The 11,919-nt window shown below is 42.7% G+C and carries 11 protein-coding genes, 2 tRNA genes, 1 other RNA gene and 1 pseudogene; 2 read left to right on the top strand and 13 right to left on the bottom strand.

What is annotated here, in order from left to right:
- Nucleotides 1–136: 136 nt before the first annotated feature.
- From EPB74_RS05415 to EPB74_RS05400, 4 genes are all read right to left on the bottom strand, one after another.
- Nucleotides 137–337: a hypothetical protein gene (locus EPB74_RS05415; RefSeq protein WP_089554054.1), complete on the bottom strand. Its 201-nt coding sequence runs from the start codon at nt 335–337 to the stop codon at nt 137–139.
- A gap of 148 nt (nt 338–485) precedes the next feature.
- Nucleotides 486–2,204, bottom strand: coding sequence for a two-component system sensor histidine kinase CreC (gene creC, locus EPB74_RS05410; RefSeq protein WP_274903215.1), 1,719 nt, complete (start codon nt 2,202–2,204; stop codon nt 486–488).
- 88 nt (nt 2,205–2,292) lie between these two features.
- The gene (locus EPB74_RS05405; protein WP_274903214.1) at nt 2,293–3,075 is read right to left on the bottom strand and encodes a response regulator; all 783 of its coding nucleotides are present in this window, start codon (nt 3,073–3,075) and stop codon (nt 2,293–2,295) included.
- Between the two features lie 388 nt (nt 3,076–3,463).
- Nucleotides 3,464–4,831: a glycerophosphodiester phosphodiesterase family protein gene (locus EPB74_RS05400; RefSeq protein WP_274903213.1), complete on the bottom strand. Its 1,368-nt coding sequence runs from the start codon at nt 4,829–4,831 to the stop codon at nt 3,464–3,466.
- A 161-nt stretch (nt 4,832–4,992) separates the two neighbouring features.
- Here EPB74_RS05400 and EPB74_RS05395 point away from each other — a divergent pair, with 161 nt between their 5' ends.
- Nucleotides 4,993–5,664 (top strand): alpha/beta hydrolase, encoded by a 672-nt coding sequence (locus tag EPB74_RS05395; RefSeq protein ID WP_274903211.1) that lies wholly within the window; start codon nt 4,993–4,995, stop codon nt 5,662–5,664.
- Nucleotides 5,665–5,749: 85 nt separating this feature from the next.
- Nucleotides 5,750–6,108, top strand: a transfer-messenger RNA (tmRNA) gene (gene ssrA, locus EPB74_RS05390).
- Between the two features lie 81 nt (nt 6,109–6,189).
- On the opposite strand, the pseudogene EPB74_RS05385 reads toward ssrA, so the two are convergent.
- The 9 genes and pseudogenes from EPB74_RS05385 to EPB74_RS05345 form a co-directional block, all read right to left on the bottom strand.
- Nucleotides 6,190–6,324: pseudogene (locus tag EPB74_RS05385) on the bottom strand (site-specific integrase); the annotation flags it as partial.
- Nucleotides 6,325–6,331: 7 nt separating this feature from the next.
- A complete protein-coding gene (locus EPB74_RS05380; protein WP_274903209.1) occupies nt 6,332–6,625 on the bottom strand; it encodes an integrase core domain-containing protein in 294 nt (97 codons plus the stop codon).
- Between the two features lie 76 nt (nt 6,626–6,701).
- On the bottom strand, nt 6,702–6,884 hold the full coding sequence (locus EPB74_RS05375) for a DDE-type integrase/transposase/recombinase (RefSeq protein ID WP_274903207.1): 183 nt from the start codon (nt 6,882–6,884) through the stop codon (nt 6,702–6,704).
- 9 nt (nt 6,885–6,893) lie between these two features.
- Nucleotides 6,894–7,133 carry an IS3 family transposase gene (locus EPB74_RS05370; protein ID WP_274903567.1) on the bottom strand — a complete coding sequence of 80 codons (240 nt, stop codon included), beginning with the start codon at nt 7,131–7,133 and terminating at the stop codon, nt 6,894–6,896.
- A 233-nt stretch (nt 7,134–7,366) separates the two neighbouring features.
- A complete protein-coding gene (locus tag EPB74_RS05365) occupies nt 7,367–7,498 on the bottom strand; it encodes a hypothetical protein (protein WP_274903206.1) in 132 nt (43 codons plus the stop codon).
- Nucleotides 7,499–7,756: 258 nt separating this feature from the next.
- Nucleotides 7,757–7,843 (bottom strand) — tRNA-Leu (locus EPB74_RS05360).
- Nucleotides 7,844–7,981: 138 nt separating this feature from the next.
- Nucleotides 7,982–8,055, bottom strand: a tRNA-Cys gene (locus EPB74_RS05355).
- A 214-nt stretch (nt 8,056–8,269) separates the two neighbouring features.
- Nucleotides 8,270–9,328, bottom strand: a complete 1,059-nt coding sequence (locus EPB74_RS05350; RefSeq protein ID WP_274903205.1) for a formate dehydrogenase accessory sulfurtransferase FdhD — start codon at nt 9,326–9,328, stop codon at nt 8,270–8,272.
- 60 nt (nt 9,329–9,388) lie between these two features.
- On the bottom strand, nt 9,389–11,731 hold the full coding sequence (locus tag EPB74_RS05345; protein ID WP_274903203.1) for an FdhF/YdeP family oxidoreductase: 2,343 nt from the start codon (nt 11,729–11,731) through the stop codon (nt 9,389–9,391).
- Between the last annotated feature and the right edge of the window lie 188 nt (nt 11,732–11,919).

Genomic DNA, 11,919 nt, shown 5'->3' with positions numbered 1-11,919 from the left:
AACTATAAACCCTTTATCTTTTCTAATGATATGTAATTAGAAATGACAAAGGGTTTTTTTATGGCTGATTTTTTATGAATAATTAGAAAGCTAATAACGCAATCGATAAAGTATAATCAGTAAAGTGAATAAATTTTTAAGCAGCTATTTGATAGTAATCAACAGCCACACATTGTTGGTGGCGAAATACCAATAGCAGTTGCTGACTGGGAATAGCGAGCCAATGTCCAAACTCAAGACTGTCGATGCCTTGATTCGATAAGTTTTGCGTACAATCGTGACGGCTATATCCTAAGCAGTTTTCTATAATTTGGTTTTGAGTAAGAAGATTGGGCATGGTTTTTCTATCCTTGATTTTGCTGACGACTTTGAATAACGCTATCGTAAAATAAAAAGATAGAAAACATGTGTAGAAATGATGGAGATTTAATGAACTTCTCTTAAGGTGTGTAGAAGCAGATGAGAATTTGATTTAACAAAAGCTTTTATTCTTTAGCTAAAGATAAAGTAATACTAACCATTACACCAAAACCTCGATGTTTGGTACTGTCACTACTGTCATCACTATGAGCGTCAACATTATTAATGGCGACATGACCTTCATGATGTTCAATCACTTGCTTCACTAAGGTTAAACCAAGCCCAGTGCCTTTTTTGAGTGTGCTATTAGACATACTAGGCTGTTCTTGTTTAATGTTTGGCGTGGAGTCCTTTTGGCTTTGATGCGATAAGCTAAAGTAACGGTCGAACGCTTTATTAACGGCATAGTCAGGCAACAATTTACCATCGTTGAAAATTTCGATAGTCACGGTTTGCGCTGCGCTATGCATATAGATAATAACCGTGCTTTCGGCAAAATGAATGGCATTATCTAACACGTTTTGTAGCACTTGTACCAACCAAAACTGGTCAGCAAAAATACTGGTATTTGCCAATATATTTGATGGTAAGGTTATTGTTTCAGTAAAGTTTATATCATCAATATAGATTTTGATAGGTGTTAGATGCTGCTGTTGCAACTTAGCGCTATTGTCTTTTACAAGGGTTTGTAATAATGGCAATAGCGGCGTTAGCTGTCGATTCAGCTTAAAGCTTGGTTGCTCAATCTTGGCAAGTAATAGTAGCCGATCAATTAATTGCTGCATTTTGATGCTTTGTTCACCAATGGTTTGGATGAGCATCTGTCGATCTGCATTATCAAGTGCACTGCTATCAAGCCCGTCGTCTTCCAATAGTTCGCTGCTGGCGCGAATTGCTGTTAAAGGGCTTTTGAGCTCATGAGTGAGAGTATGGACATAGTCGGTGACATAAGCTCGATTTTCCAATCGATGTTTCATGGTCTCAATCGTATCTGTCAGGCTATTGAGTTCATGAGCCAAGTAAAAATAAGGCTTTTTGGTATCCTCGGCCAGCGCACTGGTATATTGCGTCACTAAGGTGATACTTTGCTTCAGCCACCATGCGACCAGTCCTGCTAGAATTAGGGCGACAATGCTCATGAGCAGGGCTGTAATAAGCATGCGATTGCGCGTATTATCCAAATAAGGCAATACGCTAGCGACAGGCTTGCCAACGCTGACTATGCCAATCAAATTGCCAGCTTCATCCTTTATTGGTTGTGCCACATACATTATTGAGCTATCGCGCTTACTATTATTATCTGTGGTACTTCTCGCGCCATACTGACCTTTTAAGGTCAAATATACGTCGTTCCAGTGACTATAGTCTTGCCCTTCATCATTGTCAGGCTCGGTTAGGGAGTCGTATATGACCATACCTGTATTATCTGTCACGTATATCCGGAAGCTGCTATAGCTTTTATTTCTATATTCTGGCTTTGTTGCTTTACTAATCGCTGGCGTGCCGATAAATGCCGCATCAAGTTTTTCTTGATAGTTTTCATCATATAATTGTCTTGAAGATAACGGCAACTGCAAACTTGCGGCGAGCAATTTACTGGTATCTAATAATGTATCTTCAATGACTTGCTGTGCTGTCGGTTTGATATAACCAAACAGCTGAGTAAAAACCACCACACCGCAAATCATTATTACTAGCGCAACTGCTAACCAAATCCTAAAAAATATACTTAAATTTAGTAGTCGTTTCGGCTCAGTCGTTTGCTGCGTGATGCCAATAGGATGTAGTTTTGCATACCAGTTGCTTTGGCTGGTATTAGCACTATTATTGGTTTTATGAGTCATAGGTTTAAAACTGCTATTAGTGCTCGGCAAGGTCGCTTTAAGTGTATAAGTATAAATATACTACTTAGTATCGAAGGAATATCAAAGCCTAAGCTGGACATAACGCATATCCAAGACCACGATGGGTGTGAATGACTTCAATGCTAGAATCGACGCTTGCAAGCTGCTTACGAATGGATTTGACATGGCTGTCAATCGTCCGTGCTAAGCGATGGTCAGGATAATCGCTGACAGCATTGAGCAGCTGTTCACGGCTAAATACTTGATTGGGGGCTTTTAATAAGGTCAATAAAATTTTGCGTTCTGTGTTGCTCAGCTCCAGCTTTTGCTCTTGCCACATTAAGGAGTAATTGAGCGGTTGGTAATGCCAGACGCCAGATTGACATTCAAATGTTAGCGCTTGCCCTGACATATTATTAGACAGGTTATCGTTAACGATATTATCTGTTGCTGTAGTATGAGTATTAGACTGCTCATAAAGTAATTGTTCACGTCGCCAAATCGCTTTTAGGCGGGCGACTAACTCTCTAGGACTAAAAGGCTTGGCACAATAGTCATCACCACCCATCTCTAAACCTAAGATACGATCGACCTCATCACTACGCGCAGTCAAAAATACCACAGGCACATCCTTGAGTGTTCCTATGTCAGGCGCATGACGTATCTGCTGGCACAAACTTAAACCATCACCGTCTGGCAACCCTACGTCTAAGATAATCGCTGATAAATCTTGCGCTTTTTCACTACGTAGCATCGGCAGTACGCTGCTGGCATTATCTAGCCATGTCATGTGCCAGCCTTCACGCTTGCAAGTCACTTTGAGCGACATCGCAATAGCGGGATCATCTTCTACCAATAAAATATGGGTCATAAGCGTTATATCGTTTTATAAAAAAATTAAGCTAAAGTAGCGTCAGTCATGGTTATATGTACAAAGATTGAAAAATGTTAATAAGGCGTCATACAGTAAGTATCAATCTATTAAATTATCGTAGCATAAAAGTAGTGCTGTATTTTTCTAGCGCTCATTAAACATTGTGAAAAATTGATGGAAAAGCTGAAGTGCGATAATTAAATAGTAGGCCGTCAAATAATACCGATACTATTAATAAAAGCTCAAGCAATCACAAGCTCAAGCAATTTAAATCATTAATTAAAAACATCAATAAAAAACATCAATAAAAAACACCAACTCAATCGCTGCTAAGTTGGTCTTTTAAATGGGTAGTGTCTAACGAGGTTTTTTAATGCAATGCATACTATTTTAAGCCTTTACAATTAGCATAATAGCTCACGGTCGCTGGCCAATCCGAGAAGATGCCTTTGACACCGACGTTTTGTGCCAGTACATCGATATAATTCATCATATCACCATCATTATTAATAGCATCGCCCAGACCACTATAATACCAGTCGCCGCCACCTGCTAGCGGTCCTGAGCGCTCAAGTGACCATGTGATAATATCAAGCCCATTGGCTTTGGCTTGTGTCGCGTATGCGGAAGGTATCATCTTGCCATTGCCATCGGTAGTGACCAATAGCCACGATGCCGGTGCGATAGTATTGACGCCGCGAGCTTTGATATCGGCTAATGAATGCTTCCACGTGGTCGGGTCGTTTTTATCAAAAATCTTGCCCACAGCGGTTTCATTGCTATCATCAATTAAATAGACTGCATTGGCAGCAAAGAGCGGTTCGTTGTTAAGCCAATAGTCAATATCTTCGATATTAAATGACTGCGGGTACACCTCACTGGCGGACACGCCAGCAGCCTTGTAGGTATCAATCAGCTGTTGACGGTAAGTATCTAAACTATAACCATTAAAAGGCATAGTAACGACAGGAGATTTCAGTTCAGGCGTGTGCTTCATGCCCAAGCTGCTGGCAAGCGCAATGTGCTCTTTTAAAGTGAGTAGTTCACCGTTTTGTGAATACAAATCAGTTCGCCACGGCGCCGTTGCATTCATATACCCACTAATACTGGTCGCTTGAGGGTTCGCAGCGTCCATTTTTCCTTTGAGTCTTTTGAATTCACTCGCGCTAATATCCGAGGTTCGGCATTCAATGTCCGCCGCATTGGTAAGTATGCCATTGCCATCCACTATTGGTGGTACGGTACATTGGTCAGCCAATGCGGTCGTGAGAATGTTGGTGGTAGTATGTAAATCGTTTTGCGCGTGGCGACATACCAGCTCACCATCTTTGGTAAAAGCAACATCACACTCCGATATACCTGCGCCCATTTGTGCTGAGGCAACATAGCTGTCATAGGTATGCTCAGGAAACTGTAGTGGTGCGCCGCGATGGGAAATAGAGAAATCTGTCTTGCTAGGTATTTGCGCTTTGCACGCTAGCAACTCGTCTTTGAGCGGGCCCTCATCCATATCATTGACCAAGTAAAAGGGTCGAACCCCGTAAGTGTATGCGACGGATTGGGCCGGTTTGTCGGTAGTCGGTGGTAGAGTAGGCGGTACTGTGGTTGATGAGTCGCTATCTTCATCACAACCTATTAATAATAAGCTACTGGTAATGGCTAAAGGCAAAGTAAAACCTATTTGAATAACTCGTTTAAGTAATACTTTCTTCAACTGAGTGCGCTTAGCCACTGAATTATTTGAAATTGTCATGTAAACTGTTTCTCCAAAAAGTGCAAAATAATAAGTATGACTGTTATTGTCATTTACCTAGCACTCAAAGTATCGGGTTATGTTTAAGGAATGATGACAACCGAGCTTATTTTGTAACTTTAGCCCTATTTAAATTTTTTGAATGTTATTAAGGATGAATTATGAGTGAATATCTAGAGTGCGTCATCGTTGAGCATAATCCTGCCAAAAAAACGATAGACCGGGCGGTCATTTGGCTACACGGCTTGGGTGCCAGTGGTCATGACTTCGAGCCAGTCGTGCCGCAATTAGGATTGTCTGATGATATGGCTGTACGCTTCCTATTTCCCCACGCTCCACAGCGCCCAGTGACAATCAATGGTGGCATGGTAATGCCAGCTTGGTACGACATCTTAGAGATGAGCCTAGAACGGAAAGTTGATATTGCGCAGATTGAAGAGTCCTCTCAGCAAATCCATGACTTGATTAGTCGTGAAATAGAGCGAGGCGTGTCACCTGAACATATTGTTATTGCTGGATTTTCACAGGGCGGGGCAGTGGCTTATCATGTTGCGCTCAACTATCCAGAGCGTTTGGCTGGCTTGATGACACTATCTACTTATTTGGCGACCAATGACAATATCAGCTATAGTGAAGCGAATAAAGACATGCCGATATTGATTGAGCATGGCACACACGACCCTGTCGTTCCGGTTGTTTTGGGTGAGCAGGCGCAGCAGCTACTATCAGAGAAAGGCTATAACGTCGTTTACCATACTTATCCAATGGCACATCAGGTTTGTATGCCGCAGATTCAAAATATCGGTAAGTGGCTGAATGAAGTATTGGCTTAGATGATTAAGCTGTAACGTAATGTAATACGAACTGCTAATAGGTTGCAAGCAGGCGTATAAGTGCTATATAATCATCGACCTTATTGGGGATGTTCTGGCTTCGACGCTGGTGATGAAACTCAATGATGCATGTCGAGAGTATATGTCCTCTCGTTAATCAAACATATATTGTTATAGTCGCAAACGACGAAAATTACGCTCTAGCAGCTTAAACCCTGCTTACTTGGTTGCTGATCACCTACAGTTGGTCAACTAAGTTGAAGCGTCCGCATGTAGGATCGCCACAAGTGATTGTCTCAATCGCTTGGGTTCAAAAGTAGAGAATCGGCTAATCCATCCTGACTGTCGGATCGGTGCAGACTAAAATTAAAGACAGAAACTAAACATGTAGATTCATGAGCGTAATGCTGGCGGACGCGGGTTCAACTCCCGCCATCTCCACCAAATTTTATTAAAGAAGTCAGTCACTTAGGTGGCTGGCTTTTTTCTTGACATCGTTTTGACGTGATTCGTTTTTTCAGCACGTCAATCTGTGTTCAATTTAGATACTTCAATCTTGTTCTGATCACCATGTAACCAACGCCCATATCTTTTAATTAGCATCTGTAAGCTATGACCCAATTGGTTAGCAACAAACACTGGGTTTACGTCAGACTGTAGTGGTCAACTAATTTAGGACACCTGATAAGAGGTTTTTGTTGAAGTAGCGCTTCTCTTTCTCTGCTGGTGGCAAATAATCATTAAAACTATGTGGTCTCACGGTTTGATAATAGCCCCAGATATAATCAATAATGGCGCTTTTAGCCTCAGCGATATTCTCATAACCGCCCTTTGGCATCCATTCTGTTTTAAAGCTCCTAAAGAACCTTTCGGTTGGTGCGTTGTTCCATGAGCGAGGATTAGCAAAGCACTGCTTTGCCCGAGTGCAAGACGGAGGGCTGTGCCCGTAGTGGATTACCACGACGATTCATACTTTGCGTCAGACCATCACAGTCAGCGACTGATTCAGCAAACTTCTTGCTGGTGTAATGGGTTCCCTAGTCGGAATGAAACAGCACATCATTTGGTTTCAGGCGGGTATGGTACGCCATCTGCAGGGCTTTAGCGGTCAGCACACTGTCAGGGGATTCTGATACGGCAAAGCCCACTACATGCCGAGCATATAAGTCTAAAACGACAGCTAAATAACACCAGCCACCTTTGATACGAATATAAGTCACACCACCCGTCTAGACTTGATTGGGCGTCATTGGGCTAAAGTTTCTATTTAAGATATTGTCATGCGTTTTATGCGCGTCATCAGCATGCTTGTATTTATGCGTCTTTAACTGGCAGCTTTTAAGGCCCATCTGCGCCATGAGCTTACCCGCCATATAGCGAGTCAGTTTGATGTTATGTTCATTCGTTAGTATGGCAACGATGCTACGAGCGCCTGCTGATTGCTTTGAATCGTTGAATATTTGACAGATTAATGCCTTGTGTTTAATAGTTTCAAGACTGATTGATTTTGGCTAAATCCCATAGTAATACCTACTTTTCGTCACGCCAAACAGCTTGCACAGAAGGCTTTTACTGACACGTTTGTTTTGCTCTGAAAGCCGGCTGATCAGCGATAGCCGTTCAGACTATCCAATGCCAGCAGAGCAGAAGCCTCACTCGAGCATAGCTCTCGCCTTGCGTCGGGACGAAGCAGTGCTTCGTTTTATCCCTCCTCATTTAAGATGTCGCGTTCCATGGTAAGCCGCTTAACCTGTTTACGTAGCTCTTGGAACTCTCGCTGCTCATCGGTTAAGGCGCTTGGCCGTTCACTTCCTGCCGGTACTGACTTAGCCATTTCTATAAGGTGGATTTGCCAATGCCAAGTGAGCTTGCTACGTCAGGTATGGTGCGGTTGTGATCAGTGATTAAGCTAATGGCTTCTAACTTGAATTCTCAGGTGTATTGGTTGCGTTTGTTGGTCATACTAGTTTCCTTCTTTGGGTTAGTATAGCCTCTTGCTAGCTGTCCAATTTTATTATGTCACTACAGTTTAATAAGAGAACGTATAGAATAAGAAAAAGGCCTCCAATTGCTTGGAGGCCTTTTAATATAATGGTACCCGGAGCCGGACTTGAACCGGCACGCTATTGCTAGCGAGGGATTTTAAATCCCTTGTGTCTACCAATTTCACCACCCGGGCAAAACTTGTATTATCTGCTAAGTAAGCGCTAATAAATAAGCATTTTACTTGTTAGATAGTGGTCGCTATTATAAGCATTTACGTTGATAAAGCAAGCTAAAATTAACGTAATACTAATAAATTTTTTAACTAAATAATTGGAGGCTGAGGTCGGAATCGAACCGGCGTTAACGGAGTTGCAGTCCGCTGCATGACCACTCTGCCACCCAGCCAATCAAGGATGCCTATATTAACAAAAATAATTTAAATTACAAGTCCTTTTTTAATTAAAAGCTGCTTATTTACTAAGTCGTCATAATTTAACCATATATTAACGGCTATTCAGACCATTTATGACTCAGATGGAGTCATTGCTGAACTTTTTAGTAATGTAAAATTAAAATAAGCAGTTTAATCGAAGGTGAGAATGACAAAGGGTGTGATGTCTTAAAAATCTGTATGACCTGTATAATAAGTGACGCGGTCATCACGTAAAAAACCAGCCAGCCCCAATCGATAACGCTCAGCGACACGTACCGCTGTACTTGTCGGTGCGGACATGCCAATTAGCCAAGATATATGGCTACGAATGGATTTTTGTATCAGTTCGATAGACAGTCGTGAAGTCATTACCACACAAACAACATCTGCTTTATGACGCAATTGCCAGCCGATTAGTTTATCGAGTGCATTATGGCGTCCCACATCTTCAAATAAATACAACTGCTGCTCATACATGGTTGCAGCAGCATGGACAGCGCCTGTCAATTGATGAGTATGTTGTGCAGCATTTACTTGTGCGCGTATTGCAAGCAAACTATCGAGACTAGGCATTGTTACTGTGAGAGGTTGTTTCTTATGTCGCTCATTTTTTATATAGCTACTTAAGTCAGGCAGTGCTTGCGTCAGTCCTGTTATACCGCACATACCACACCCTGTGCGCCCTGCGAGCTGACGCCTTTGTGCTTGAATACGCTGATGACAGCGCTGGTTTAATACCAATTCCACTATATAGACATCATAGTCTTGTAGTTGCTCTGAGAGCCGATTTAAGCTCATTGGCTCATCGGTTATATTGTGAGTAAAAGATACCTCGGTAAAAGAGTTTTGAATGAAAGAATCTTGATAACTTTCAGCGTCTGTCAATTGGCTCACATTCCAATCTAATAGCTCATGGCTATGCTGAATCAAACCTTCACTATATAAAAAACCGATGGCAAGGTATTCAAGCTGATAGGGGCTTGCCATCAGTATCGCATAATGAATACCATTAATAACAATCGCAACCGCTGCCTCAACTGCCAACATCGCTGACTTATCATCAATATGAATCTGCTCAGTTTTAGAAAGGCTATTTGAATCAGTATCTGGTGAATAACTATGTTTTTGCGCTAAATGTAGACGTGATAGTGGCACTGTCTGCGCATCCACTAAAGCCTCAGGCGCATTATTTACAGAGTTGTCTACAGAGGTATCTTCTGAAGCTAAGTTGTTTTTTTTGGCCATTATGAGTGCTTATTATCCTTTGTTATCAATAAAATAATGATTCTGGTCTATAAATATATCTTAAGCAGAGCTTGCTATACTGCCTTGATGAATACGCTCTAATACGACGGTAACAGATTTATAGGCAGGCGTTCTCGAGTCTGGCGCATGGCTATCTAAATCGATAAGGTCGTTACATTCAGGATAATAGGTCGCAACAGCATTAGCTGCGATATCCATCTCAGTGAGTATCAAAGGTCCTAATGTACGTTGCTGATCTTTACTGTCTTGACGCGAAACCAGCACTTGATCGCCTTGTTGCCAACCCAAACGGCTCATCTCATCCGGATGCATAAACAAAACATCACGACGATCTGTTTGCCGGTAGCGATCTTGGAAGCCAAATATCATGGTGTTAAATTGGTCATGGCTACGGACACTGGTCAGTTGCCACACTTTTTGCTCAGGGTTTTGATTATTATTAGAATTTTTACTGTCTTTGATATGATGCTGATAGGTTGACGTTGTCTGCGCCATTTGTGCGGCAACATAAGTAATCGGATATTGCGGTACTTCAAACTGCGCTTTACCACTGTCAGTATTCCACACGTGATGACGCGCAGGATGATACAAATGGAAGCCGCGCTCAGCGGCACGAATACGCTGATTAAAATTCTCAAAACCGTCAATGGCTTCAGCAATATAATCCCGGACGATATCGAAATCAGTACTCATCGCTTGCCAAGGAATGGATGATTCAGACCCGAGGACGTGAGTCGCCATATCTGCGACGATTTGCGCTTCGGATTTTAGCGTCTCACTGATCGGCTCAAGGCGACCTTGAGTAGGCACAACCTGGCACATCGAATCCTCAATCGTCGCAAATTGCTCACCCTTCACGGTCATTAAGCGTTCGGTTCTACCTAGGCAGGGCAGGATTAGATTGTTTTTACCCGGGTATAACATGGTTTCATTCAGTTTGGTTGCCACAAAAACATTGAGTTGGGTATTGGTTAGTGCGTTTTGAATCGCACTCTTATCCGGTGCTGCAACCGCATAATTGCCGCCCATACTGATAAAGGCTTTAATCGTCCCTTGCATCAGTGCCTTTGCCCCTGCAATGACATCAAGACCATGCTCTTGCGGCATAGGATGCTTAAAAACGCGCTCAAGATTATCAAGTAGGCTTTGCTTGGGACGCTCATGGATACCCATAGTGCGATCGCCCTGCACATTAGAGTGTCCACGAACTGGCGACGCACCTGCACCATCAATGCCAATCATACCCATCAGCAGCAACAAATTAGTAATCATGGCGACATTATCCTCGCCCTGAACGTGCTGGGTGATGCCCATACCCCACGTACAAATCGTCGCTGGACTATCAGCCACCAGTTTTGCAAGATTAATAATTTCTGCTTTACTAATGCCGCAGCCGCGTTCGACATCCGTCCAAGACTGCTGACGTAGCCAAGTGTCTAAAGCATCATACCCTGAAGTCTGGTTTTCGATAAAATCGCTATTGATTCTATCGTTTTTGGTGAGCCATTTAGCCAAACCTGTTAATAGCGCGACATCACCGCCGATTTGAATTTGAATGACTTCATCGACCATCTCATCGCTTTGTCCTGCTGCCATATGGGTTGGTTTTTGCGGATTCCTAAACTTGCTTAGACCTTGTTCGCGCATTGGATTGATAGAAATAATGCGGCAGCCTTGTTTATGAGCGTGGGCGAGCATCTCAAGCATACGAGGATGGTTAGTGGCAGGGTTTTGCCCGAACAGCATAATCAGCTTAGCCTGTTCAAAATCCTCCAGCACTACCGTGGCTTTACCAATCCCTAACTGCTTACCGAGCATCACTGAGGTTGGCTCGTGACACATATTAGAGCAATCGGGTAAATTATTAGTACCAAAACAGCGCACAAATAGTTGAAACATAAATGCCGGCTCATTGGTCACCCGTCCTGAGGTATAAAACAGTGCTTCGTCTGGTGAATCAAGCTGTTGCAATTGCTGAGCAATACGCACATAAGCATCTTGCCAAGAAATCGCTAGGTAACGGTCTTGTGCCGCATCATAGTATAAGGGTTCTGATAAGCGTCCACTATGCTCAAGCTCATAGCCTGACCAGCCTTGTAGTGCTGTTACGGTATGCTTGGCAAAGAAGGCCGCATCTGCACGCGTAGACATGGTTTCACTGGCAATGACTTTGATGCCGTTTTCACAAACATCAATGGCTTTATGGCTTTTATGATCGGGCCATGCACAGCCCGGACAATCAAAGCCACCTTTCGGCTGATTGCTATGTAACACACTGATGCTACCACGCAAAAAAGCCTTGTAGTCCATCAGCTTACGAGTAGACGAAATCAGCGCAGGCCAACCGGCAGCAGGGTGAGCATAAACAGGAATTTTGCGCATAACAAACCTCATAGGCGAATGGCGATAAATAACAGCGAATGTATTAAAAGCAGCTATCTTAAAAGGGTCTATATTAAGAGCTATTAAGGACTACTATATAATGGCTTGCATAAAACTTTTACTATCATTACCTATGAATAACAAAAAACCTCAAAGCAAATCATGCATTTGAGGTTTTGTGTGGACAG

The organism is Psychrobacter sp. DAB_AL62B (assembly GCF_028895345.1).
In the GTDB taxonomy this organism is placed as follows: Bacteria; Pseudomonadota; Gammaproteobacteria; order Pseudomonadales; family Moraxellaceae; genus Psychrobacter.
The sequence above is the reverse complement of the archived record's forward strand: the minus strand, read 5'-3'. Positions and strand labels throughout refer to the sequence as shown.